Annotated in this window: 24 protein-coding genes; all 24 read right to left on the reverse strand. The window is 63.3% G+C overall.

Going from position 1 to position 23,476, the window contains the following annotated elements; translation table 11 throughout:
- Nucleotides 1–91: 91 nt before the first annotated feature.
- A complete protein-coding gene (gene fliR, locus AB6O04_RS17265; RefSeq protein WP_368565450.1) occupies nucleotides 92–883 on the reverse strand; it encodes a flagellar biosynthetic protein FliR in 792 nt (263 codons plus the stop codon).
- 189 nt (nucleotides 884–1,072) lie between these two features.
- Nucleotides 1,073–1,342, reverse strand: coding sequence for a flagellar biosynthetic protein FliQ (locus AB6O04_RS17270; RefSeq protein ID WP_337345019.1), 270 nt, complete (start codon nucleotides 1,340–1,342; stop codon nucleotides 1,073–1,075).
- Between the two features lie 173 nt (nucleotides 1,343–1,515).
- Entirely contained in the window at nucleotides 1,516–2,337 is an 822-nt protein-coding gene (fliP, locus tag AB6O04_RS17275) for a flagellar type III secretion system pore protein FliP (protein WP_368565451.1), read from the reverse strand.
- A 3-nt stretch (nucleotides 2,338–2,340) separates the two neighbouring features.
- Nucleotides 2,341–2,745 carry a flagellar biosynthetic protein FliO gene (gene fliO / locus AB6O04_RS17280; protein WP_368565452.1) on the reverse strand — a complete coding sequence of 135 codons (405 nt, stop codon included), beginning with the start codon at nucleotides 2,743–2,745 and terminating at the stop codon, nucleotides 2,341–2,343.
- Nucleotides 2,742–3,080 (reverse strand): flagellar motor switch protein FliN, encoded by a 339-nt coding sequence (fliN, locus tag AB6O04_RS17285; protein ID WP_368565453.1) that lies wholly within the window; start codon nucleotides 3,078–3,080, stop codon nucleotides 2,742–2,744. Before fliN ends, fliO begins: the two co-directional genes overlap by 4 nt.
- A complete protein-coding gene (gene fliM, locus AB6O04_RS17290; protein WP_368565555.1) occupies nucleotides 3,077–4,111 on the reverse strand; it encodes a flagellar motor switch protein FliM in 1,035 nt (344 codons plus the stop codon). The genes fliN and fliM overlap by 4 nt, the downstream gene beginning before the upstream one ends.
- 17 nt (nucleotides 4,112–4,128) lie before the next feature.
- A complete protein-coding gene (locus tag AB6O04_RS17295) occupies nucleotides 4,129–4,656 on the reverse strand; it encodes a flagellar basal body-associated FliL family protein (RefSeq protein WP_368565454.1) in 528 nt (175 codons plus the stop codon).
- A 346-nt stretch (nucleotides 4,657–5,002) separates the two neighbouring features.
- Nucleotides 5,003–6,274: a flagellar hook-length control protein FliK gene (locus AB6O04_RS17300; protein ID WP_368565457.1), complete on the reverse strand. Its 1,272-nt coding sequence runs from the start codon at nucleotides 6,272–6,274 to the stop codon at nucleotides 5,003–5,005.
- On the reverse strand, nucleotides 6,271–6,729 hold the full coding sequence (gene fliJ / locus AB6O04_RS17305; RefSeq protein WP_368565459.1) for a flagellar export protein FliJ: 459 nt from the start codon (nucleotides 6,727–6,729) through the stop codon (nucleotides 6,271–6,273). Before fliJ ends, AB6O04_RS17300 begins: the two co-directional genes overlap by 4 nt.
- A 3-nt stretch (nucleotides 6,730–6,732) precedes the next feature.
- On the reverse strand, nucleotides 6,733–8,133 hold the full coding sequence (gene fliI / locus AB6O04_RS17310) for a flagellar protein export ATPase FliI (protein ID WP_368565462.1): 1,401 nt from the start codon (nucleotides 8,131–8,133) through the stop codon (nucleotides 6,733–6,735).
- On the reverse strand, nucleotides 8,130–8,765 hold the full coding sequence (locus AB6O04_RS17315) for a FliH/SctL family protein (protein WP_368565463.1): 636 nt from the start codon (nucleotides 8,763–8,765) through the stop codon (nucleotides 8,130–8,132). Before AB6O04_RS17315 ends, fliI begins: the two co-directional genes overlap by 4 nt.
- Nucleotides 8,762–9,772: a flagellar motor switch protein FliG gene (gene fliG, locus AB6O04_RS17320; protein ID WP_368565464.1), complete on the reverse strand. Its 1,011-nt coding sequence runs from the start codon at nucleotides 9,770–9,772 to the stop codon at nucleotides 8,762–8,764. The genes AB6O04_RS17315 and fliG overlap by 4 nt, the downstream gene beginning before the upstream one ends.
- Nucleotides 9,765–11,441, reverse strand: a complete 1,677-nt coding sequence (fliF, locus tag AB6O04_RS17325) for a flagellar basal-body MS-ring/collar protein FliF (protein WP_368565465.1) — start codon at nucleotides 11,439–11,441, stop codon at nucleotides 9,765–9,767. Before fliF ends, fliG begins: the two co-directional genes overlap by 8 nt.
- A gap of 127 nt (nucleotides 11,442–11,568) precedes the next feature.
- Entirely contained in the window at nucleotides 11,569–11,919 is a 351-nt protein-coding gene (fliE, locus tag AB6O04_RS17330; RefSeq protein ID WP_368565466.1) for a flagellar hook-basal body complex protein FliE, read from the reverse strand.
- A 341-nt stretch (nucleotides 11,920–12,260) separates the two neighbouring features.
- Entirely contained in the window at nucleotides 12,261–13,736 is a 1,476-nt protein-coding gene (locus tag AB6O04_RS17335; RefSeq protein WP_368565467.1) for a sigma-54 dependent transcriptional regulator, read from the reverse strand.
- A complete protein-coding gene (locus AB6O04_RS17340) occupies nucleotides 13,729–14,112 on the reverse strand; it encodes a response regulator transcription factor (RefSeq protein WP_368565469.1) in 384 nt (127 codons plus the stop codon). The genes AB6O04_RS17335 and AB6O04_RS17340 overlap by 8 nt, the downstream gene beginning before the upstream one ends.
- A gap of 15 nt (nucleotides 14,113–14,127) precedes the next feature.
- A complete protein-coding gene (rpoN, locus tag AB6O04_RS17345) occupies nucleotides 14,128–15,564 on the reverse strand; it encodes an RNA polymerase factor sigma-54 (protein ID WP_368565470.1) in 1,437 nt (478 codons plus the stop codon).
- Nucleotides 15,565–16,724: 1,160 nt separating this feature from the next.
- Nucleotides 16,725–17,663 carry a hypothetical protein gene (locus AB6O04_RS17350; RefSeq protein WP_368565471.1) on the reverse strand — a complete coding sequence of 313 codons (939 nt, stop codon included), beginning with the start codon at nucleotides 17,661–17,663 and terminating at the stop codon, nucleotides 16,725–16,727.
- 251 nt (nucleotides 17,664–17,914) lie between these two features.
- Complete coding sequence (locus AB6O04_RS17355) at nucleotides 17,915–18,682, reverse strand: DNA adenine methylase (RefSeq protein WP_368565473.1); 768 nt, start codon at nucleotides 18,680–18,682, stop codon at nucleotides 17,915–17,917.
- A 149-nt stretch (nucleotides 18,683–18,831) separates the two neighbouring features.
- Nucleotides 18,832–19,299, reverse strand: coding sequence for a YiiX/YebB-like N1pC/P60 family cysteine hydrolase (locus tag AB6O04_RS17360; protein WP_368565474.1), 468 nt, complete (start codon nucleotides 19,297–19,299; stop codon nucleotides 18,832–18,834).
- A gap of 37 nt (nucleotides 19,300–19,336) precedes the next feature.
- Nucleotides 19,337–19,723, reverse strand: a complete 387-nt coding sequence (locus tag AB6O04_RS17365) for a tail fiber assembly protein (RefSeq protein WP_368565476.1) — start codon at nucleotides 19,721–19,723, stop codon at nucleotides 19,337–19,339.
- Nucleotides 19,723–20,544, reverse strand: a complete 822-nt coding sequence (locus AB6O04_RS17370) for a hypothetical protein (protein WP_368565477.1) — start codon at nucleotides 20,542–20,544, stop codon at nucleotides 19,723–19,725. The genes AB6O04_RS17365 and AB6O04_RS17370 overlap by 1 nt, the downstream gene beginning before the upstream one ends.
- Complete coding sequence (locus AB6O04_RS17375) at nucleotides 20,531–21,067, reverse strand: hypothetical protein (RefSeq protein ID WP_368565478.1); 537 nt, start codon at nucleotides 21,065–21,067, stop codon at nucleotides 20,531–20,533. The genes AB6O04_RS17370 and AB6O04_RS17375 overlap by 14 nt, the downstream gene beginning before the upstream one ends.
- Nucleotide 21,068: 1 nt before the next feature.
- Nucleotides 21,069–23,474, reverse strand: coding sequence for a hypothetical protein (locus AB6O04_RS17380; RefSeq protein WP_368565480.1), 2,406 nt, complete (start codon nucleotides 23,472–23,474; stop codon nucleotides 21,069–21,071).
- Between the last annotated feature and the right edge of the window lie 2 nt (nucleotides 23,475–23,476).

Consider the following 23,476-nt stretch of genomic DNA (forward strand, 5'->3'; position numbering starts at 1 on the left):
TCCGTTGTCCATGACGAACACCCCATTGCGCATTCTGCATTTGTAAATGCATTTATGTGAAATCACAATTCCGCCTGTTGCTCACCATACCTCAGCTTGTGATATTTCGCGCGGCATCGAAGGAAAGATTGAAGATGCGTTGTACCGGTGGGCCCAACTCTCCGGCCAGCAGCGCCAGCAGGAAAAGCCCCAGCAAAAGCGCGGTGGGCAGGCCTAATTGAATGGGATTCAGCGCCGGCGCCGCCCGTCCCAGCACACCGAATGCCAGATTGACCGCAAGCATCGCCACCATCACCGGCAGCGCCAAACTCACGGATGCTCTCAATATCTGCGTGAAGAACACGGGCGCGACTTCCAGCATTGCGGCCACGTCGGGCAACGAATGGCCGATGGGCAGCGATTTGTAGCTGTCCACCAGCAGCGACACCATGGCCAGATGGCCATTGAAAGTGAAGAACAGCAATCCGAACGCCAGATAGAACCATTGGCCGACCACGCCAGAGTTGACCCCGCGCAGGGGATCGGACATTTGTGCAAACGCCAGGCCTGTGCCCTGAGACACCAACTCACCGGCCATGGCGCCGGCTTCGAAGGCCAGCCGCAACATGAATCCCATGCTGGCGCCTACCGCCAGTTCGCGTGCGACGTTCAGCACGGTAGCCGCATCGAACACGATCTGCGCCGGCGGCGCGGGCAAGAGCGGCGTCAACGCCATCGACAACGCGCCCGCAATGATCACCCGCACCCGCACCGAAACAGCACGCGTCCCAATCAGCGGCGCCGCCATCAGCAGCGCGCCGGTGCGCAGCAACGTCCAGAGCAAGGCATTGATCATGCCGAACGCTTGCTGGCCGTCGATGACGATTTGGGTGGCGGAGTCCATGGGAGGGTGGTTGAGATGGGCGATTGTTTAGGAATGGCGAGGAGAAGCGGGAACGGGGAACAGGGAACGGGGAATGAAAGATTTCTGGTAGCCACTATTCGTCGCTACTTCAGCCATTGCGCAAACGCGCGCGAGTACCGTCATTCCCTGTTCCCCGTTCCCCGTTCCCCGTTCCCGCTTCCCGGCTCCTCACCCAATTAAGTGCGGCAACCGCTGAAACAACTGCGTGGTGTATTCCACCAAGGTGCCCAGCAGGAAACTTCCAGTGGCGAAGAGGGCTGCTGTCAACGCGACGGCTTTGGCGACGAAGGCAATGGTGGGTTCGTTCAACTGCGTCGCCGCCTGGATCACGCCGATCACCACGCCGACCACCAGCACAACCAACAGCAAAGGACCGCCTACCCATAAGGCAATTTCAAGGCCGCCGCGTAGTTCGGTAAGTGCTAGTTCGGGAGTCATGGGGCGTGGTCCGGATTGAGAGTTTGGAGCGCGTGGCAAAGCGGGAACGGGGAACAGGGAACGGGGAATGAAAGGTTCAGAACTCTTCTGGACGCGTGAGTGGCGGCGGAAACAATCAGCCGTCGGGATGCGTCATTCCCAATTCCCGCTCCACCATTCCCCGTTCCCCGCTCTTAATTGAAACTCGCCGCCAGTGAGCCGACGATCAGCACCCAGCCGTCGACCAGTACGAACAACAGGATCTTGAACGGGGCGGAGACCAGCATCGGGGACAGCATCATCATGCCCATCGACATCAGCACGCTGGCGACCACCAGGTCGATGATCACGAAAGGGATGAAGATCAGGAAACCAATCTCGAACGCGGTCTTCAGTTCGCTGGTGATGAACGACGCCACCACGATCGGGAACGGCACATCGGCCGGGCTGGCGTAGGCGCCATGTCCGGCGAGGCCCGCGAAAGTCATCAGGTCGGTCTCGCGCACCTGCGCCAGCATGAAATCACGCAGCGGCCCGGTGGTAAGTGTCCAGGCGCTGGAGAAATCGATTTGGCCGTTGAGATACGGCGCCATGCCTTGGGTCCAGGCTTTGTCGCCCACCGGCATCATCACCAGCATGGTCAGGAACAGCGCCAGCCCCACCAATACCTGGTTGGAAGGCGTCTGACCGGTGCCCAGCGCCTGCCGCAGCAGACCCAGCACGATGATGATGCGGGTGAAGGCGGTCATCGCCAGCAACGCCGAGGGAATCAGCGTGATGGCCGTCATCAGCAACAGCGTTTGCAACGGCAGGCTGACGGCGCGATCGCCGACTTGGCCCACGGTGACGTCAGGCAGCGAAGGCAGGGTAGGTTTGGCCGGAGCCGCAGGCGCAGCAGTGGTGGCGGCCGGTGCTGCTGCAGGTGCGTTGTCCGCCGGTGCGGCGGTCTGCGCGACAGCGAGCATTGGCGCACACAGGCACAGCAGAGTCAGTAACGAAAACAGAAGGCGACGCATGATTCAGGTCTCTTTGCGCAAACGCTTGGCGAGCAGTTCGGCGAAATTGGGCAAGGGTGCGGCAGCGGGAGGCAACGGTAACGGTTCGGACAACTGATGCAGCTTGGTGATGCCGCCGGCGCCTACCCCGATCAGCAATTGCTCGCCGTTGACGTCGATCACCATCACGCGATCCTTGGCGCCTACCGACAGCATCGACACCACTCGCAGACGATCGTTCTGGCGCAGGCCCAGGCCAGTGCCGGGCATGCGCTTCAACAACCACGCCATGCCCAGGATCAGGCCTAGTACCAGGATCAGGCCGACCAGCGCGCCGCCGATGCCCGGCGTACTGGGCGCGGCGTAGCCGATCTTCTGCGCAGGCGCGGCGGCGGCCGCACTGGCGATCAGTGTCAGCACTGCACTCATCGCAGCCGCCGGATGCGCTCGCTGGGGCTGACCACATCGGTCAGGCGAACACCGAAACGGTCGTTCACCACCACCACTTCGCCGTGCGCCACCAGCGTGCCGTTGACGAATACGTCCAGCGGTTCACCCGCGCCGCGTTCCAGTTCCACCACCGACCCCTGGTTGAGTTGCAGCAGGTTGCGGATGGCCATGCGTGTGCGGCCTACTTCCAGCGACAGCATCACCGGTACGTCCAGGATCACGTCCAGGCTGACGTCGTTGTCGTTGCCGGCGTGGTCGGACTGCAGGTCCTGGAACGTGGTCGCGACGGCTTCTTCGATTTCGGGATGACTCATGGCGTTGCTTCCTGGTATGCGGCAGGTTGAAGGGCGGTGACAGTGGGAGTTACCGGTGCAAGACGGCTGCCAGGCGGATGCTTGGCGATGATCTTGACGGCGTTGTTGCCGTTGGAAATGCCGAACTCGCCGGTGAAAACGGGAACCTGCTCGACGCAGACCGGCACCGTCTTGGGTAGATCGATGGGCAGGATGTCGCCGACTTTCAGACGGGTGAGCTCGCGCAGATTGATGCGCTTTTCCGCCAGCACGGTGGACAGCGTCACTTCGGCGGTGCGCAGTTGCTGATGCATGGCCTGGCGGAAGGTTTCGTCGTTGTCGACGCGATCGGATTGAATGCCGGCGTCTAGCAATTCGCGGATTGGTTCCAGCATGGAGTAGGGCAGGGTCACGTGCAGTTCGCCGCCGCCGCCATCCAGTTCCACATGGAAGCGGCTGACCACCACGTACTCGCGCGGGCTCACGATGTTGGCGAAATGCGGATTGACCTCGGAATTGACGTGTTCGAAATCCACGGTCATCACCGGCGCCCAGGCATCCACCAGATCGGCGAAGGTCTGTTTCAGCAACAGATGGATGACTCGCATCTCGGTGGGCGTGAATTCGCGGCCTTCGATCTTGGCCGGGTAGCGACCGTCGCCGCCGAAGAAGTTGTCCACCACGGTGAACACCAGCTTGGGTTCGAACACGATCAGCCCGGTGCCGCGTAGTGGTTTGAGTTTGATCAGGTTGAGGTTGGTGGGCACGTACAGCGAGTGCAGGTAGTCGCTGAACTTGATCACGTCGATGCCGCGCACCGACAGGTCTGCGGAGCGGCGCAGCAGGTTGAACAGACCGATGCGCCAGGTGCGGACGAAGCGTTCGTTGATCATCTCCAGCGTGGGCAGGCGCCCACGCACGATGCGGTCCTGGCTGGCGAAGTCGTAACTGCGCGCCACCGCCGGATCGACCGGCTCTTCGGTTTCGATGACGCCCGAATCGACGCCATTGAGAAGGGCATCGATTTCGTCTTGCGAGAGCAGGTCACTCATCATGGCGCGCGGATTCCTTACTGCATTACGAAACTGGTGAACAGCAACGCTTCCACCGACGGCTTGCCGGTTTCGGCGATCAGTAGCTTTTTCACATCGGTCAGCGCGTCGTTCTGCAATTTTTCCTTGCCGGCGCGGGTGATCAGTCCCTCCGCGTTCTGCTGGGCGAACAGCATCAGCAACTTGGCGCGGATGGCCGGGGCGTGTAGTTGGATGTTCTTCAGCGCTTCCGGATCGCGCGTCATCAGCTGCACTTCCACCTGCAGATAGCGCGCACCGCCGGCCGAGCCGATCAGGTTGACCACGAAGGGCGGTTCCAACGCGAAGTACTGAGCCGGCGCCGGAACGTTGCCGGTCTTGGCGTCGTTCTTGGCTTCAGCCTGTCCGGCCTTGGCGTCGCCCGAATGGCTGGCGAAGAACCAGGCGCCGCCACCTGCGGCACCGGCCACTATCACGGTGATGGCGACGATAAGCAGCCACGGCTTGCCGGCTTTCTTGGCGTCGGCCTTGGCGGTCTTGGGGTTGGTCTTGTCGGCGGGGGCCACGCGGGTCGATCTCCTGATGTGTCGGGAGAGACGGATGCAAGGGGCGTGCCGTTGGTGGGGCGGAGGGTTGCCGGAGTTTTGACGCGGGGTGGTGAGGCTGCGTAGCCAAGCATTGTAGGAGCGCCGTCCCGGCGCGAGCTCTTCCTGTCAGATCGCGATAGATGCGAAAGCTCGCGCCGAGACGGCGCTCCTACAAGGAGAATCCCCAACGTGTGGGAGCGACGTGAGTCGCGACGCTTTCCGTGCCGTCTACCTTCACGGTCGCGACTGACCGGTGCCGGCATGCCGGCACCACTCCCGCAAGGAAGCATCGCTCCCCACAAGGAAGGATTGTCGCGACCCGCTGCTAAGCGTACGCGTCCAGCAGTCCGTGGGCGGTTACGCGAACCGGGCGGGGCAGCAGGGCCTCGCTGGCCAGGCCGGCGTCTTCGCTGCCGTTATGGTCCCCGGCACCGAGCGTGTTCGGTGCCGGGTGGGAATTCTGGTGATGCCCCACATCGGCCTGCGCCAACTGGAAGCCGTGCTGCCCCAGCATGTCGCGCAGCTTGGGCAGGCTGTTTTCCAGCGCCTGCCGGACTTCCGGCTGGGCGCTGCTGAAGTCGGCGTGCACGCGATCTCCGTCCAGGCGCAGGCGTACTTCCACGGTGCCCAGATCGTTCGGCGATATCTTGATGTGGGCGTGGCCGATTTTCTGCTCGGCCATCCAGGTCAAACGTGTGCCGACCGCTTCGTCGAACTGTTCGTTGTGCAGATCCGGCATCGGAGCTTCCAGCGGGTTGACGGTCGCGGTGCGTGCCAGTCCGTTGGATGAGGTTGTGGTGGAGCCCGCCATCAGATTGGTCGACGGCGAGGCGGGTTCCGCTTCGCCTTCGGAGCTCAGCGCATCCACAACGTCCTTGACCAGCGCGATCGCCTCCGGCGCCGCAGCAATGGGGTTGCCGTTGGCCAGATGGCTGGCGAAGGACAGCAGGTTCTGCAGCGCCGGTTTGGCCGGGTTGCTGCTTTCGGCATGCGCAGGCAGCGTGACCTGGACATCGGCACCAGCGAGATCGGTCATCAGCACATCAGGCATTGGCGCATCGGCCGCCAAACCTGAGGTGGTCGCCGGCGCCACATCAGTCACTGTCCCGGCGGTCGTCGCGTTGCCAACAACGGGAGCGAACGATGCGGCGTCACCGCTCGCGGTCGGCGCTACTGAAGCCGCCATGAGCGGCGCTTCGGTCATGCCTGCCTCGGACAGCTGCAACGCTTGCGCATTGGCCGCGAGTTCCAACGGTGACGCAGGCACGGTAAGTGGGGCGGTCTCCGGAAACGCCGGCAACTGCGTTGCCAGCCCGAATGGCGGCCAATCTTCAGCAGCTTTCGGTTTGCGAGTGGCGCGTTCCGTTTTGCTGGATTCCTGCTCGGGTTTTTCTTCAACTTCGGCTACCGAGGCCTTGCCATCCTTGCCGGCCGATGATGCCGACTTCGCGTGCGCGGCTTTCTTTTCCATCAGCCGGTCGAACTGCGGTTTTTCCTGTGCGTTGGACTCATCGGCTTTTGCCGATGCATGGGTGGCAGCTGCCTGGCTGGCGGAACTGGCGGCGCCAGGATTGAGGCCGGCAAGCGCGGTCTTCATCCGTTTTCCTCGCTTTCCTGCACTGCCGTCGCGGCCTGGCGTACACGGCGTGCGCCCAGGTCGTCCATCTCACGTTGATCGCGGCGTTCCACCACTTGCCGTTCCTGCACGCGGTAGCTGGCGGCCAGTTGTTCCAGTACTTGTTTGTCGCGGCTCGCCAGCAGCAGGCGGTCGCGTTCGATATCGACGCTGGCGCGGCTGCGGTCGATCGTCTGCAGCTGCTGTTTGAGCGCGCTATCGATACGGTCCAGAAAAGCGCGGCGGTTGGCCAACTGCGCCGGACTGGTGGCCGCCATCTGGCTGTTGGCGTATTCCTCGGCATAGCCGCGCAGTTCTTCCAGGCGCGATTCGTGCATCGTCAAGGCGCGCTGGCGCTCGGCCAGGTCGCGGGCGACGGCATCCTCATGCTCCTGCGCGCGGCGCAGCAAGGGATCGATTCGGCGGGACTGCATCATGGGTTAGAGCTCCTTACGTTCGAGCGGACCGCGCTGTTTCATGCCGCTGCTTTGGATCAAAGTTTCCAGCGCCGAGCGACTGCTAGGCAGATCGGCGGAATGCGCCACGTCCTGTCCCAGGAATTCAACGATTTCGGGCCAGCGTTCCAGGGCTTCGTCCACGGCCGGATCGTTGCCGCGCTGGTAGGCGCCGATGGCGATCAGGTCGCGGTTGCTGTTGTAGGCCGACAGCAGCCGCTTGAGTTTGCGGATACGGTCGCGCCAGGTTTCGTCGGCAATTTCCGTCACCACGCGGCTGACCGAGGATTCCACGTCGATGGCCGGATACAAACCGCTGTCGGCAACGCGCCGCGACAGCAGGATGTGGCCGTCGAGAATCGCGCGCGCGGCGTCGGCGATCGGGTCCTGCGGATCGTCGCCTTCAGTCAGTACGGTGTAGAACGCGGTGATGGAGCCACGTCCGGCGGAGCCATTGCCGGCACGTTCCACCAATGCGGGCAGACGCGCGAATACCGACGGCGGATAGCCGCGGGTGGTGGGCGGCTCACCGACCGACAGACCGATTTCGCGCTGCGCCTGGGCGAAGCGGGTCAGCGAATCCATCAGCAGCAGAACATTCAATCCCTGATCGCGGAACCATTCGGCGATGGCGGTGGCGCGATACGCGCCTTGCAGCCGGGCCAGCGGCGGCCGGTCCGCCGGGCTTGCCACCACGACGGCACGCGCCATGCCGGAAGGGCCCAATGTGCTTTCGACGAAATCGCGCACTTCGCGACCACGTTCGCCAATCAGTCCCACCACGATCACGTCCGCGGCGGTGTAGCGGGTCATCATGCCCAGCAGTGTCGATTTGCCCACGCCCGAACCAGCAAACAGCCCCACGCGTTGGCCACGGCCAATCGGCAGCAGTGCGTTGATGGCGCGCACGCCGACGTCCAACGGCTGGGTGATCGGTTCACGCGAGAGCGGATTGATGGCGGCGCCGGACAAGCTGACCGTGGTTTCGGCGCGAATGGGACCGCGTCCGTCCAACGGCACGCCGTCGCTGTCGATCACGCGGCCCAGCAAACCTTCGCCAACCTGCACGCCACCGCGGCGGCGCATCGGCACCACGCGGGCGTTGGGCAGCAGGCCGTGCAGTTCGGCGCTGGGCATCAGATAAGTACGTTCGCCGGCAAAGCCGACGACTTCAGCGTCGACCCAGCCGCCATCGACGACTTCGACCTTGCAGGTCGCGCCCAGCGGCGCTTCGCAGCCAATGGCTTCCAGTGTCAGTCCCACCGCGCGGCGCAGGATGCCTTCGCGGATCAAACCGCGACCACCCAGGTCCGGGCGAATCTGCGACAGGCGCGCGGCCAGGCGAAGATCGCGTGCGGTCAGCCATTCCAGTGGTTGCGCGCTCATACCGCGGCTCCACGCGCCAGCACGCGTTCCAGTGCGCCACGCAGGCGCGCTTCCAGTGTGCCGTCGATGCGCACGCTTTCGGCATGCACGCGCAGGTCGCCGCGGCTGAGCGAATGATCGGCGGTCAGGCGTGTGGCCGGCATCAGCGACAGCACCGGCGTCAGTGCCGCGATATCGTCCGGGTGCATGCGTACTTCCACTTCGCGGTTGGTGCCGCCGACAGCATCCAACGCCTCGCTGGCCAGCTCTTGCAGCAACATGGGGTCGGTCTGATAGGCACGGCCGACCAATGCGCCGGCGATACGGACGGCCAACTCGGATAAAGCGGCGACGACTTCGTTCTCAAGCCGATCCAGCGGACGTGAGAAATTGTCCAGAATGCCTTCGATCTGCGCGGCCAGCCGCCGCACTTCGGTTTGGCCTTGCGCCAATCCTTCGGCGTGGCCTTCCGCACGGCCGCGTTCCAAACCCTCTTGATAGGCGGCTTCTTCGATGGCCTGAATTTCTTCCAGGCTGGGCGGACGCGGCAACGGCGCATTTTCCGAGGTCGCGCCTCTGGCCACGAAGTCCAGCGGCGGCGCCAGCCAGCGGATCGCATCGTTGCTGTCGGCGCCTGCTCCGATGGTGGTCATACCATCTCCTCACTGCCGGCCACCAGCGAGATCACGCCTTGCTCGGAGAGGCGACGAACAATCGCCAGGATTTCCTTCTGTGCCATTTCGACGTCGGACAAGCGCACGGGGCCGCGCGCTTCCATGTCTTCCAGCAGTATTTCCGCGGCACGCTGCGACATGTTGCGGGTGATCTTTTCGCGCACCTTGCCGTCGGCGCCGCGCAAGGCCAAGCCCAGGCGGTCGTTGGGTACTTCGCGCAGCAGCGCCTGCAGTTCGCGGTCGCTCAGGTCGTTCAAGTTGTCGAACACGAACATCAAGTCCTGGATGCGCGCGCCCAGCTCGGCATCGACCTGGCTGATGGTGGTCAGGATGACCTGGTCCTGGCCTGAATCCATGAAGTTGAGGATGTTGGCCGCGACTTTGACGCCGCCGATATTGGATGACTTGAGATTCTGGTTGCCGGAGAACTGGCGTTCCATGATCTCGTTGAGTTCGTTCAGTGCGTTCGGCGGAATGCCGTCCAGCGTGGCAATGCGAAGCAACACATCCGAACGCGTACGCTCGGGCAGGATTTTCAGGACTTCAGCGGCCTGGTCGCCATCCAGGTGCGACAGCACGATGGCGATGATCTGCGGATGTTCGTTGCGCACCAGGTCGGCGATGGCGCGCGGGTCCATCCATTTCAAGGTATCCAGGCCGGTGGTGTTGCGGCCCAGCAGGATGCGGTCGATCAGGCTGCCCGCCTTGTCTTCGCCCAACGCCTGCACCAGCACCTTGCGCACGTAGTCGTCGGCGCCCATGCCGAGCGATGTCTGCTTGTCCAACGCGGAGTTGAAGACTTCCATCACCTGCGACACCTGTTCGCGGCTGATGCCGGAAATGGTGGCCATGGCGATGCCCAGCTTCTGCACCTCTTTGGCGTTCATGTGCTTGAGCACTTCGGCCGCGTCTTCCTCGCCCAGCGACAGCAGCAGCACGGCGGCGCGTTGGACCCCGGAAAGGGCAAGTTCCTGTTGCTTATTCATCGCTGTCCACCCAATCCTTCACGACCTGAGCGACCTGCCGGGAGTCGGTCTTCACCGCTTCACGTGCTTGCCGCAGCCGGTCTTCGTAGGCATCGGAAGCCAATGCGCGCTGCTTGGGCGTCGCGTCGACCTCTTCCTGCAGCGCCGCGACGATGCGTTCGTCTTCATCTTCGTCATCCATGAGAGTGACGTCGACCCTGGACGCTTTCAGTCGCTTGGGCGCGGGATTGACGATCTGGCGGATAGCCGGGCGAAGTACGCCGAACAGCAGCGCCAGTACGACGATGGCACCCAGGCCGTAGCGCGCGATGTCGCGCACAAGCGGATTTTGCAGTACCGGGTTTTCCCATAGCGGAATGTCTTCGGCCACGACGGGATCCTCGCGTACGAACGGCGCGTTCATCACCGACACCGAATCGCCGCGTGCGCCGTCGAAACCTACCGCCTCCTTCACCAGCGCTTCGACGCGGGCAAGGGTGGCGGCGTCCAGGGGCGTCATCACCGTCTTGCCGTTGGCGCCGGCACGCGGCACGTGGTCCACCAACACGGCGGCGGTGATGCGACGGACCCGGCCGGCCGGTTGGCGGGTGTGTTGCAACGTGCGGTCGAGTTCGAAATTGCGGGTCGCGCTGCTGGCGGTTTCCACCGGCGCATCGGGATTGGGAGCTGCGGCCGCGGCGGGGCCGGGCGGGGTGTTGCTGGTGGCGCCGGGCACGCCTTCTGGACCGCCAGTCTTGCTGACGGTGTTCTGGCTGACTTGCTCGCTGCGGATCTTGGTCGGATCGTTGGCGAAAGTCTCGCGTGCTTCTTCGACCACCGAGAAATCCATGTCCACCGCGACTTCGGCGTTGACGCGGCCAGGGCCGGTCAGCGGCTCCAATAGTTCGCGGATGCGCTGGTTGAACGACGTCTCCAGCTTGCGCACGCGTTCGAACTGCGCGGCATTCAAGGCAGCCTCGCTGTTGGGATCGCTGATGGTCAGCATGCGGCCGCTCTGGTCCACCACGGTGACGCGCTCAGGAGCGAGGTCAGGAATGCTGGAGGCGACCAGGTGCACGATGGCGTCGACTTGATTGCGTTCCAGCATGGCGCCGGAGCGCAGGTCCAATACCACCGAGGCGCTGGCGACTTCGCGCTGGCGAGTGAACGCGCTGGGCTTGGGAATGGCCAGATGCACGCGTGCATCGCGCACCGGTCGCAGTGTGGCGATGGTGCGGACCAGTTCGGTTTCCAAAGAATGCTGATAGCGTGCGCTTTCTACGAACTGGCTGACGCCGAAGCCCGGATCGCGCTCCATCAGTTCGAAGCCCAGGCGGCCGCTCTCGGCCAGTCCGGAGCCGGCCAGCTTCAGGCGTGCGTCGTGCAGGTTCTTTTCCGGTACCGAAATTGCGCCGGTGGCTTCATCCAACTTGAACGGAATCTGCGCGGTGCGCAGCATGTCGGTGGCTTCCGCCGTGGCCTTGGCATCCAACCCGGTATACAGCGGCGCGTACGCGGGTTTTTGCGACCAGAAGAACACCATCAGGCCGACCGCCATCGCACCGGCGATCATCAACAACGTGCCCATCTGGCGGAACACCGGAATGTCCTGAATCCTGGAAAGCGCCGCGCCCGCCTTTTCGGCGTTCAGCGATTCCTTCAGTGCGTCCTTGGAAAGGGTGAGGGCCATGGGGTTGCGGGTTCCTGGTTCAAACGGCTTGTTTTGTCACGGTTTTGTTTTTTGTAGAGCCGAGCTTGCTCGGCTGCTTTTTTGTATCCGAAGCTAGAAGCAGCCGAGCAAGCTCGGCTCTACAAAATCAAAGCGGCATGTTCATGACGTCCTGGTAGGCCTGGACCAGCCGGTTGCGTACTTCGACGGTGGCGCGGAACGCCACCTGCGATTGCTGCGCGGCCACCATCACCCGCGCCAGGTCGGCGCGCGGGTCGCCAAGCTCGAAGGCTTGGGCCAATGCGCCGGCTTCCTTTTGCGTGGTGTTGACGCCTTGGATCGCGTTCTGCAGCGTCTCGCCGAAACTAGGCGCCTTGACCACGGCGGACTGGCCGAAGTCGATGGCGCCAGGGTTCTGCACCGGTTCCAGTGCACGCGTGCCCAGCTGGTTCTGGTAACTGCGGATCTGCGACAGGATGGAAGAAACGGAGTCGGACATGGGCGGCTGCGGTAAGCGTCGGAGTGTCTTGGTGAATTAGGGTCTATTAGCGCTATCGGGACAGGTCCCGTTGTCGTGTCCGGTGGTCAGGTGGTCGTGCGTGGCGCCGTGACAGGCCGGCCGCCTGTTCCAGCCACGCGCGGCCGCTTGGCCACCGGACACGGCAACCCGAAGGGCCGCACTTGAGCGCGCATGCGGCGGCGTCATCACTCGGTCATTTATCGACATAAATTCTTTCGTTCTTCCTTGCCGCATACGCGCTCAAGTGCGGCGGGGCCTATCCCGATAGCGCTAATAGACCCTGTTGCAAGACGTGTGCCGAAATCGCTTTGCGCCGCTCGTCAGTTTTCCGTCGCCAGAGAAACTTCGTCGCGCTCCACGCCGTACTTGCGCAGTTTTTCCACCAGCGTGGTGCGGCGCAGGCCCAGCAATTGCGCGGCATGGGCGACCACGCCACCGGCGCGGTCCAACGCATCGCGGATCAGGTTCATCTCGATCCGGGCGATGTGTTCGCGCAGGTCCAGGCCTTCTTCCGGCAGGCGGTCGTCGGCTTGGGCGGGCGTGGTCGTTGCTGCGTTTTCCGCGGTGCTGGCCAGGGTGACCGTGTTGGCGGCCACCGGCGTGGCGACGGCGACCAGTTCCGCGGGCAGCGGCGGCAGATCTTCCGGCTGGTAGCGCTTGGGCAGATCATGCGCGCGCACCAGACCGCCGGGATGCAGCACGGCCAGGCGCTCGACCAGATTGGTCAGTTCGCGCACATTGCCCGGCCACGGATAACCGCGCAGTGCCTGCAGGGTTTCTTCGGCGAAGCGCACTTCGCCGCGGCCGGTACGCGCCAACTGCGCGGCGATGGTGTCCACCAGCGCCGGCAGATCTTCCGTGCGCTCGCGCAGGGCGGGCATCTCGATGGGGAAGACGTTGATGCGGTAGAACAGGTCCTCGCGGAACTGGTTGCTGGCGATGCGGTCTTCCAGATCGCGGTGAGTGGCGGCGATCACGCGCACATTGCAGCGGATCGTCTGGCTGCCGCCGACACGTTCGAAACTGCGCTCCTGCAGCACGCGCAACAGCTTGACCTGCATCGGCAGGCTCATGTCGCCGATTTCGTCCAGCAGCAGAGTGCCGCCTTCGGCCATTTCGAAACGGCCCTTGCGGGCGCTCAGCGCGCCGGTAAACGCGCCTTTCTCGTGGCCGAACAGTTCGCTTTCCAGCAAGTCCGGCGGAATGGCACCGCAGTTGATCGCCACGAACGGTCCATCGCGGCGGGGTGATTGGTCGTGGATGGCGCGGGCCACTACTTCCTTGCCGGTGCCCGATTCGCCCAGCACCAGCACGGTGGTGTCGAACGCGGCGACCTGGTCGATCAACCGGCGCAGACGGACGACTGCTGGGCTGTTGCCGGTGGGGCCGCTGGAAACCGCGGTCTGCGCGTGATGTTCGGTGTCCAGCCGCTTCAGACTGGCGCGGCGCAGGCAGCCTTCCAGCTGGGCGTGACGGATAGGCGACTCCAGCGGCCACACGCCGGCCTCGTGCAGGCCATGCGCGGCGGCGAACGCGGCGGTGTCGCCTTCCAGCAGCAGGACCGGCGGAGGCAGCGGCGTGCGTGCCAGCCACGCGAAGAATTCCGTGGCCTGTGCGGCATCGTCCAGTTCTCCGACCACCAGCGCCATCCAATCGTGCGGACGGTGGCGGCCCAGATCCACGTCACCGAGGCTGGCGACCCAGCGCGGTGTCAGGTCCATGAATTCCAGCAGTCCGGCCAAGCGTTCGGCGCGGGCGGCATCGGCATCGATGACGAGGATTCGGGATTCACTCATGGCTGCGGTCGTCTCTGAACTTTTCTAGGATGGGCAAGACTTCCTGGATGTAGGAAAGCTTGCTGACAAAATTGTCGGCGCCGGCGCGCATGGCGTGCTCGCGGTGCTCGGCGTCGTCGAAATGGCTGGCAATGACCACGAACGGCGGCGCGTCCTGGGTCTTGATCAGCCGGGTGGCTTGCAGTCCGCCCATTTCGGGCATGGCCAGGTCCATCAGGACCACGTCCGGGCGGAGCGTTTCGGAACGTTCGATCGCTTCCAGCCCGTTGCTGGCGCGGCCAACCACTTCCAGCCAATCCAGCTTGCGCAAATGGCGCATCGCCGCATTGATGAAGCCTTCGTGGTCGTCCACCAACAGAACAGTGATCTTGCTCATTCTTTTATCGCTCCGCTAACCGGCCTTGGCCAAAGCCGACACGTTACCGTGTCGACGCTGGCGTGCGGGAGCGATATCCAGCTGTTCCCGGTACTTCGCCACAGTTCTGCGGGCAATGTGGATCCCCTGGCGGGCCAGCAGCCCGGCGATGGCCTCGTCGGCCAGCGGCTTGCCGGCCGGCTCGGACTCGATCAGCCGGCGCACCATGGCCCGCACCGCCGGACCGGAGACGCTGGCGCCTTCCAGGCGCACGGCGAAGAAGTGCTTCAGTTCGAACGTGCCGCGCGGCGTCTGCATGTACTTGCCGGTGGTGATGCGCGAGATGGTGGACTCGTGCATGCCGATCTCGTCGGCGATCTCTTTCAACGTCAGCGGCGCCATGGCTTCATCGCCTTGCGACAGGAAGCCGGCCTGGCGCTCGACAATGGCGCGCGCGGTGCGCAGCAGGGTGTCGTAGCGCATCGACAGGCCGCGGGTCAGCCAGCGGGCTTCCTGAAGCAGTTCGCGCAGCTTCTGTGCTCCGGCGCTCTGGTCTGCATTCTGTTGATCAGCACGCTCCAGGGCGCGTTCGTGCATCGGCATGACCGACAGGCGCGGCGTGGTGGCCGGGTTCAAGGCCACGCGCCAGGCGCAGTCGGCGTGCCAGGCCACCACGTCCGGAATCACATACGCAGCGGCAGCCTCGGGCACCAGCGCTTCACCCGGACGGGGTTGTAGGGACAGGATCAGGCGGACGGCATCGCGCACCTGGTCGGCATCCAGGTCCAAGCGGGTGGCGATGGCGTCGTAGTCATGACTGCCCAGCAGGTCCAGGCAGGACTCGATGATGCGCTGGGCGATAGGACGGCCCGGTACGTGGCCGGCCAAACCGGCCAGTTGCGCCAGCAGGCACTCGCGCAGGTCGCGCGCGGCCAGCCCGGTGTATTCACCATGCAGGATGCGCTGGCGCAGGATTTCGGCATGTTCGGCGGAAACGCCGTGCTGGGCGGCGGCGATCATCGCCAGCGAGGCGGGTTCCTGTACCAGGTAACCGGCGTCGTCGGTGTGCTCCAGCCAGAAGGCAGCAACCTGCAGGTCAGCATCGCTCAGTTCCAGCGACAGCTTGGCCAGCACGCGCACCTGCGGGTCGCTGGATTCGCCGGCCTCGATACGCTGCATGCGGTCGTCGTCGCCCTCGTTCCAGCTGGCGCCGGGGATGTCCCACAGGTTGGATTCGGGTAGTTCGTCGAAAGCGGCGGTTTCGACCGCGGCGGTGTCGGTGCTGTCGGCGGCCAGGGTGGGGGATTCGGCGCTCTGCTCTTCTTCCAGCTCCAGCAGCGGGTTGAGCTCCAATGCGCGGCGAATTTCCATCTCCAGCTGCAGGCCATCGAGCTGCAGCAGCCGGATCGACTGCAGCAGCTGCGGCGTCAGGTGGAGCTGCTGTCCGAGTTGAGTGGCAAGACCGGTCTTCATTTTGTTCCCCTTCGGTGCCGTCGCTGGACTTTGGCGCCGTGGGAACACTTTGAGCCGATCGCGCCAGAAAAATAATCGGGGCGTTTCTGGTTGTGATGAGGACGTACCCGACGGCCTGTAGGGGTTTGCCCTACAGGGTCGGGTTTATGGGGGTTGGCGAGGGGTAGGAGGTGTTTGCCGCAACGGGATTCCGGCGCGGCGGGTGGGGGGATGCACGGTGTTGTGCAAGGTGTGGGCCAGTTTTTTTGTGTAGCTGCGCTGTGCGCACGGCTGAGCTCTGAGTCCGTCGCTGCTGTTAGATATGGGCGCTAGCGCGGGTAACTCATTGGGACTGATTGGCTACGCGCTTGCAGCGGGCGTCACTTTTCTTGTGTGGCCAAGAAAAGTAACCAAAAGAAGGCCACCCCTGGCAGCGCGCCCCTTCGGGGTACGTGTCGCCGGTGGGAATTTTCGGAAGGCACATCCATGTGCCTGCCGAAAACGCCGCGCGTCCTGCGCGGCGCCCTGAAGGGTTGTACCCACCGGCGCCACCGCGCCTTAAAGGGGGCCCCAAGAAGCCAAGAGCGACAGCAAGAGCGTAGGAGCAACAGCAACAGCAACAGCAACGCCACAGGATTTTGCCATTACTGTTACCGCCCGCTATTGCGGTTACTTGGCTCTAGTTGCCGTCTTAGCTCTTGCTCTCGCATTGCTCTTGCTTTGCTCCTGCCCTGCTCTTGCTCTTGATCTCAGGGGCCCCCGTTAAGGCGCGGCAAGCGGGACGGGTTAAACCCCGCAGGGGCGGCGCACAGGATGTGCGTCGTTTTCGGCAGGCACATGGATGTGCCTTCCGAAAATTCCCGGCCCGATTGCGAACCCGAAGGGCGCGCTGCCCGGGGCGTGTTTCTTTTGGTTACTTTTCTTTGCACGAGCAAAGAACAAGTGACGCCCGCTGCAAGCGCGTAGATCATCTGTCCCGATTAGCCATCCGCGCCAGTGTAACGCGACACATGGTTTGTAAAGCCACGACATTTGACTTGCACAGCGTCTAATCCAGTCCCCTGTCAGTGCATTCTCGTGGCCTTGGCCCCTCAAGCGGTCTTTGAACCACCCCATCGCGCTTGCCTGCCCCTGACCGGAACTATCGGACCTTCCTACAACAACCGACCGCCTCCAGCAGGTTAATCCTGCTGGGTCGGGCCGAAATCCATGCGCAACTGCACCTTCGGCGAAGCGCCCCGATGCTCTAGGACTTCCAAAACTTCGTAGTCGGCCTTTAGGCCATCTTTGGTGAGGCGCTGGATGCGTCGCACGCGCGCCTTGATGATGTCGTCCTTGGCGAACTGTTCCTGGTTGAGCTGGACACGTTTCAGGAACTCATAGTCCGACACCGTGGCGTAGTAGGTGTTGCCGCCGCCTTCGGTGAAGCGCCACTTATTACCATCCTGAAATGCCAAGTTGAGCACCTGCAAACTAGTGGCATACTCGTCTTCCTGCAGTGCCTCTTCCTCCGGCTCGGGCGCCTTGAAGTAACCAGCCTGCACACGATCAATCGATACGATGACCTTCTTCGCGTCCTTGTCGACCACGGCCACGGTCTCGATTCCTTCCTTCTGCAACGGCTCGCCGATTACGCCCTCAAGTCCGCGTCGAATCTTGTAGTCCTGCAGCAGCTGCAGGACCCGTTCCTCGATATCCATGTGATCGTTATCCACATATAGCCGCACAAGCCCATTGCTGAGCGGCTCAATCCGCTTAACCCCTCGGCCACGTAGCCACATGACGACCTGAACCACGCCCTTGACCGTGTCCTTGCCGAGTCCCAGCAATCCCACGATTGCCAATATTCCCGTGACCGGGTGGCTGTTGGCGAAGTCCAGCACCTTCTGCCATAGGCTCTGTGCCAGCTCAAGGTCTACGCCGAACGATCCCGACTTAAAAGAGGCGTTAACATTCACGGAAACCTTGGCTTGGTTGCCGTTGAGAATCTCGTTGGCGCGCTCAACCAAATCTCCCATGGCCAGCAAGGCCGGGGCCAAGGCGCGGACGTTCATCTTGTGCTCTGTGAGCGCCGGGCCGTCATAGACAAGGTGGAAGCGTGAATGCTGTGCCATATCCATCTTTATATAGGATTCCTCGTCTACGGGATGCTCGCCGCAGCGAGATGAGCCCGGGCTGGCTTGGGCATAGTACGGGGAGCGCTGACAGCATTAAACCCCTATTGAACTCGGGCCTCTCTGTTCCATGGGGGAACCGTAGCGCTGGGGTTAAGCGGGGGCAGCTTCGATTGCAGTCTGGATTGCAGCCGTGTCCAAGTTATAGACGCCGCCGTCTGACCGTATTACCTCGTAACGGAGAGCTAACCGTGCTGCTACTTGGTCGAGTAGATCCGCTCTCTTCGGGCGGCACCTCTTCCGCCCCCGATGCTATAGCGGATGGGCACCGTCTTACCCTCGAAGCGATCAAATAGCCGGCGCATGTCGCGGTGGTCGTTGATGGTGAGGATGGCTCGGCCCTTGAGCCCGGCCATGATGCTGGCCAGCGCTTCGTACTGATCCAGATCGAAGGCGGTGCCATAGCCCTCGGTCTGCCAATAGGGCGGGTCCAGGAAGAAAAGGGTATGCGGCGCATCGTATTTGGCTATGCAGGCTTGCCAGGGGAGCTGCTCTACCACGACCCGGTGCAACCGCAGGTGGGCGGCGCTTAGGTCCTCTTCCAGTCGCAGCAGATTGAGGCTCTTGGGCGAGGTGGTTGCTGTGCCAAAGCCTTGGCCGCTGACCTTGGCGCCCCATGCCAGCCGTTGCAGGTAGTAGAACCGCGCTGCGCGCTGGATATCGGTAAGCGTGTCGGGGTGTTGAAGCTGTGCCCACTTGAACATTTCGCGCGAAGTCAGCGCCCAGCGGAACTGTCGGACGAATTCCTCTAAATGATGGGTCACCACGCGATACAGCCGCACAAGTTCGCCATTGCAATCGTTCAGTACTTCAACCTTGGCCGGCTCCCGTGCGAATAGCAACGCGGCTCCACCGGCGAAGGCTTCGACATAGCAGGTATGTGGGTTGGCCGTGAGCAGCGGCAAAAGGTGTGGTAGCAGGCGGGTCTTGCCGCCGGGCCATGGAACTAACGTATTGGACTTCATTGCGATCTCAGCCTGTGCGAGGGGGAAGGTCTACCTTGGCCGGGCTCTCGCGAGAGCGCAGGGTCCTCGGCCAATGCCACGCGGCTGATCGCGTGTGTTGCGGCGATGGACCGATGCTTGCTGGCACCGGTCCATCGCCCTGTTCTGATTCAAATCGAAGCGGGCACCGGTTGTGGCGCTGCGGCGCCAGTCAACATCCACAGATGCTCAGGGGTCACGCGATGGACACGATCGGCGCGAAACAGTGCAGCCCCGGCGTGCTCAAACGCCCAGGCGATTAGCTCGGAGCAAAACCAAGCATCGCGGCCCTGCCAATTGCGCCGCCCGAGAAATCCGAAGATCGCGCCGATGTCGTAGGGCTTGCCGAGCTGGCTACGCGCCGCCGCGATGACGGCCGCCGGATTGGCGCAGGGCAGATGCTCGAACCGATAGTCTTGTCCACGAATCGCGCTCGCTAGCGGTACCTCGCGTACGCCGTGGCCAGCGATGGATTCGATGACCCGATCGCCGGCGACTAAGCCGACATGGCTCCAGCGCGACCAGGTGAAGTAACGGATAAGCATCGAGCCGAGCGAGCGGCGCTTACTAAAAATCAAGGTGATCGTAGATTGCGTCATGGGTAATAGCTTCTTTAATGGGCGTTTAAGGGGTGATCTACTTGGGTGGTGTCGGCCACGTCACTTCATTCGGGAAGGTGGGCTGCTCGGGCACGCGCCGCAGCGCCTCGCGGTACTGCAACCACGCGTTTAGTTCGGCCTGTGTCTGCGGGTAGTCGGAGAGCAGACGTATATCCGATGCCTCCAACAGCCGATCACGCCGATGACGGTGTTGCGCGGCCTGTTGCTCGGCGGTGGGTGGTGCGGGTGCCTGTGCGACAGGATGGCCGGCGGCATTGGGCTGGATGCGCTTACCCGCCGTCTGCGCATCCAGCAGCGCGGCATGTTCGTCCGCGCTGATCGCAACAGCGTCGTGGGGAATGTGTTCGTGGATATCACTGCGATAGAAGCCACCGCTAGCGGCGCTGTAATAGATTGTGCTCATCAGAACCCCACCGCTTGCCAGAAAAAACCTTCCCAATAATTGCTGCTGCCACCGGGGTGCTGCACGTAGGTTGAGAACGACGATGATGTCGGATGACCCATCACCTGCACGTAGCAATCCACGGCCTTGCGGTTGATGCCGCTCAGATTCCAGTCCACCACGCTTACGCCGAGTGCCGCGTTCGGGAAGGTGATCGGAAACAGAATGCTCGGACCTATGCCTTCGCCGCCGCCGCCGGCGTGGCGCCCCCACTGATGAATCAAGCCATTGGGCAAGCGGCACCACCCGTTTTGACCGAACGACTGACTAAACCCGCCCGTAAGTCCAGCGCCTTGCAGCGCTGCGAGAATGGCTGCCTGAGTGAAGGCGGTCGTGGCCAGGCTGGTGTCGTTGTCGTTGGCCGGTGGTGTCGGCGCACGCGGGTTTCCCGTGAAGTTCGGGCCATCCAGCGGCGCACCGCCGAGCTGAGCCAGCGTGACGTCGTGCGGATTATTTCGATCATTGATGTGCGCTAAAAGCGCATTCAATGGTGCGAAATAGCTGCTGTCCAAGCCATCGAGCGTATCGGCGTTGAACGACGTGTTGTTCACAATGTTCTGCACGACCAAGCCAATGGCTTGCAGCAGCTGCGTGTGGTCGCTGGGATCAAGCACGAGTCCCGCCGCCTCGATCACGCGTGCGACTTCTTCCTGCAACGCATTGAACCAGGCGGCGATCAAGCGCGTGGTGGGAACGGCGGCGTAGACGTCGCCATCGGTGAAGCCGTGCTTGCCTGGGCCGAACAGATTCTGCGCGGCGGTGGGGGTATTAATACGTTGCATGCGGAAGCTCCGGATACTGCGGCTGCCAATGCGTCAATGCATCGACGTCGATACACGCCTCGATCCAGTCGCTGCAAGCTCGACGCCAGGCAAAGACCGCGCCGCTGACGTGGCTAAAGGCGTTTCCTTTGGCGATGATCGACTGACACAACGGCACCTTGCCGGTACCGCCGCCGCACAGGCTATCGATCAGCGGGGTTGGCACCGTCGGATCGGCCAGCCATGTTGTGGCTTCAGCCAGCTGCACGGGCCAGCTTGATACTTCAGACGTCGCGTACTGCGACAGGATCGGCTGCAAGGCGCTGTCTACCGCGAGATACAGCCGATTCGTCGTTTGTGCTTTGGCCTGCTCCAATGTGGGCATGGCCTCGCCCGTGATCGGCGGCGCTACGTTGCCGGCCGCGCACCAGGCAAGGTACGCCGCCCATTGGCTCGTCTCGCTGGCGCGGATGATCGCGCTGCTGCCGTCATCGCCGATCCAGACGACGGCATGGGGTTCGGCGGGAATGGTTTGATAGTGCATATCAGCCTCGAATCGTAATGATGATAGCGATGCCGTAAGCACCGTTGCCGCCGCTGCCAGAGCGGCTTCCGGTGCGGGTTGCACCGCCAGCGCCGCCACCTGCGCCGTAATTCAGTCCGGCAGTACCGTCGGTGCCATTGGCGTCGATCGCCGCATACCCTCCCAAACCACCACGGCCACCCAGGCGAAACAGGCTGCTCGGGTACGGACCACTGGGACCACTGTCGCCGAATGCACCGATGACGAAGCCAGCACCACCGCCTTCTTGATTCACCGGCGGATTGAGCAATGCGTCGGCGGCGGTAATACCTCCGCCTGGATTACCGCAGATGCAACCGGGAGGTCCGTTGCGTTGGCGCTGGGCATACGGCGTGCCCCAGGCGAAGGTGCCCGCGCCGGCCTGGGCGCTGAAGCCCATATGCGTGCCGATCCCGTTATCGCCGTTGCTATCCGTAATTCCCGTGTGGCCGCCACGCGCGCGCAGTCGAAGGCCGCCGGTGAATACGACATCGCCGCCTCTCGTACCCAATACTGGCGGGCCCTCGTCCGTGCGACCAGGCGCGCCAACTCCGGGCGTGCCGATCACGATCGATGCGGTGGCGGTGAGCCAGTCAGCAGGCACCCACAGCAGCGTCATGCCACCGCCACCGCCGCTGTCACCGCCCTTGGATACGCCAGTAGCGCGTTTTTCGCCGCACGCACCTCCCGCGCCGGGGGCAATCAGCAGGATGAACACCGCCTTGGCATCGGCGGGCTTGGTCCACGTGCCACTGAACGTGAACTCCTGCACGTCGTTGCCCAGCGCCAGCAGCTTGGCGTACTCGGCATCGTTGGGGTGATGCAGCTGACCCGGGGTGCCGAGCAGGCCGGTCAACGAGTCGTGTGAGGTCGTGCCCTGGCTCGAACCGCCGCCCGAAAGGCCTGCACCGAAACGGATGACGCAATCCGCCGTATTGGTCAGATCGGTGCAGGCGCGCGTCACCGCGATGCGCGCAATCTCGATGCCTTCGGCGCCAGGAAACACCGACGTGAAGGGCGCAACGGCCATCGCGTTGTTGGCGTCGCTCAACGTGGCATAGAACGCCTCACCGTACTGAATGGCGAAGCCCGCACCCGGCGACCAGATGAGCCGTTGCACCGTCGAGCGCGCGGCGCTGCCGCCGACCGGAGCCAAGGCGACACCATTCCAGAACTGGGTCGGGTCAAGCAGGGTCGTGGTGGCAGGGACGCCAAGCTGTGACGACACGCCGGCGTGGATGCGGCGCATCGGCAACGGGTTCTGTGCCGCGATCGGGCGCACGTGGATCGCGCTGCGGTCGATCCAGTTCACCGACTCACCGGTGGCCTGGCCGCTGCTGCACGCCAGCGACAAATTAGCGTTAGGTGCGAGTGTGACCGACAGCGACAGGCCGAGCTTGGCCAGCTCAAAACTAGAATTGGCGGCCATCGCCGGCCTGGCTAATGGCGGCAGTTCGGCCGGCATGTTGATCACGCCGCCAACCACTTGCAGATAGACGATGCCCAGCGCCAGCAGATTGGGCGAGTCGGCGTCGCGTTGATCCAGGAAGAAAGCCGTGCCGGTCTTGTCCAGGTGCAGATGTTGGATGTGCAGGCCGTCGGCCAGGCTCAACACCGCGTTGAGATCGACGGTCTGCTCGGGAAATGCATAGGTGCCGCTGAGATCATCGTCGAAGAACGCGCCGGTGACGGCGTGAATCTTCAGCAGGCTAGCGCTGAGGCGTTCGAGTTCAAAGGTTTCAGTGGCTTCCTGCACCAGGCCGGTACTGATGACCGCCTGGATCACTTTCTCCAGCGCGGTGCGTGTGGCATCCATTTCCGACTGCGGCGGCGCTCCCACATCATGAGCGCTGAGCTGGACGATCCCGGTCTGGCCATTGACGCTGTGCACCGCGCCTTTGGCGCCGGAGTCGGTCCAGGCGCCGTCATCCCACAGCCACACCGAGGCGGTGGTATCGACGATCGCATGATCGCCATCGTTGCCTATCGGATAGGCGGCGGTGAGTGCGGCGGGCGACGCGAAAAACCCTTTGTCGTGCGACAGCACGTCGGGCAAGTTCGCCAGCGGCACGCGTGCATCGGAGCCGAGCGGCGCGTAGCCGTCGGCGGCGCCACGGTTAGCACGCGATTCCTTGTCCGCGTCCAGTTCGACCAGCGCCGCTTGCACCGATACGCTGCTGCCTGCCGCTACCGGAATTTCGTCGGCGGTGTGTTCGTGGTCAGCCGTCGCGGTGTTAGCGAGTCCCGCTTCTGTGGCCGATACGCGCGCGGCCAGCGCCGCGTGGTCCACGTTCTCCACCTTGTCGGTGTTGAGATTGATCAGGTTCTGATCCATCTCGTCGTGTTCCAGCTCCTGGCCCTTTGCGGCGCGAGTGATGATGGTGCTCAAGA

This window comes from Pseudoxanthomonas sp. UTMC 1351 (assembly GCF_040948865.1).
GTDB lineage: Bacteria > Pseudomonadota > Gammaproteobacteria > Xanthomonadales > Xanthomonadaceae > Pseudoxanthomonas_A.

Bases quoted from the DNA above. Each gene is read 5' to 3' on its own strand.
- fliE (WP_368565466.1), bottom strand. From the start codon at position 11,919: ATGTCCGACTCCGTTTCTTCCATCCTGTCGCAGATCCGCAGTTACCAG.
- AB6O04_RS17335 (WP_368565467.1), bottom strand. From the start codon at position 13,736: ATGAGTGAATCCCGAATCCTCGTCATCGATGCCGATGCCGCCCGCGCC.
- AB6O04_RS17300 (WP_368565457.1), bottom strand. From the start codon at position 6,274: ATGAAGACCGCGCTTGCCGGCCTCAATCCTGGCGCCGCCAGTTCCGCC.
- fliF (WP_368565465.1), bottom strand. From the start codon at position 11,441: ATGGCCCTCACCCTTTCCAAGGACGCACTGAAGGAATCGCTGAACGCC.
- AB6O04_RS17375 (WP_368565478.1), bottom strand. From the start codon at position 21,067: ATGCACTATCAAACCATTCCCGCCGAACCCCATGCCGTCGTCTGGATC.
- fliR (WP_368565450.1), bottom strand. From the start codon at position 883: ATGGACTCCGCCACCCAAATCGTCATCGACGGCCAGCAAGCGTTCGGC.
- AB6O04_RS17270 (WP_337345019.1), bottom strand. From the start codon at position 1,342: ATGACTCCCGAACTAGCACTTACCGAACTACGCGGCGGCCTTGAAATT.
- AB6O04_RS17370 (WP_368565477.1), bottom strand. From the start codon at position 20,544: ATGCAACGTATTAATACCCCCACCGCCGCGCAGAATCTGTTCGGCCCA.
- fliG (WP_368565464.1), bottom strand. From the start codon at position 9,772: ATGAATAAGCAACAGGAACTTGCCCTTTCCGGGGTCCAACGCGCCGCC.
- AB6O04_RS17365 (WP_368565476.1), bottom strand. From the start codon at position 19,723: ATGAGCACAATCTATTACAGCGCCGCTAGCGGTGGCTTCTATCGCAGT.
- fliN (WP_368565453.1), bottom strand. From the start codon at position 3,080: ATGAGTCATCCCGAAATCGAAGAAGCCGTCGCGACCACGTTCCAGGAC.
- AB6O04_RS17315 (WP_368565463.1), bottom strand. From the start codon at position 8,765: ATGACCACCATCGGAGCAGGCGCCGACAGCAACGATGCGATCCGCTGG.
- fliM (WP_368565555.1), bottom strand. From the start codon at position 4,111: ATGAGTGACCTGCTCTCGCAAGACGAAATCGATGCCCTTCTCAATGGC.
- AB6O04_RS17360 (WP_368565474.1), bottom strand. From the start codon at position 19,299: ATGACGCAATCTACGATCACCTTGATTTTTAGTAAGCGCCGCTCGCTC.
- AB6O04_RS17355 (WP_368565473.1), bottom strand. From the start codon at position 18,682: ATGAAGTCCAATACGTTAGTTCCATGGCCCGGCGGCAAGACCCGCCTG.
- fliP (WP_368565451.1), bottom strand. From the start codon at position 2,337: ATGCGTCGCCTTCTGTTTTCGTTACTGACTCTGCTGTGCCTGTGTGCG.
- fliI (WP_368565462.1), bottom strand. From the start codon at position 8,133: ATGAGCGCGCAACCACTGGAATGGCTGACCGCACGCGATCTTCGCCTG.
- AB6O04_RS17350 (WP_368565471.1), bottom strand. From the start codon at position 17,663: ATGGATATGGCACAGCATTCACGCTTCCACCTTGTCTATGACGGCCCG.
- fliJ (WP_368565459.1), bottom strand. From the start codon at position 6,729: ATGATGCAGTCCCGCCGAATCGATCCCTTGCTGCGCCGCGCGCAGGAG.
- AB6O04_RS17340 (WP_368565469.1), bottom strand. From the start codon at position 14,112: ATGAGCAAGATCACTGTTCTGTTGGTGGACGACCACGAAGGCTTCATC.
- fliO (WP_368565452.1), bottom strand. From the start codon at position 2,745: ATGAGTGCAGTGCTGACACTGATCGCCAGTGCGGCCGCCGCCGCGCCT.
- rpoN (WP_368565470.1), bottom strand. From the start codon at position 15,564: ATGAAGACCGGTCTTGCCACTCAACTCGGACAGCAGCTCCACCTGACG.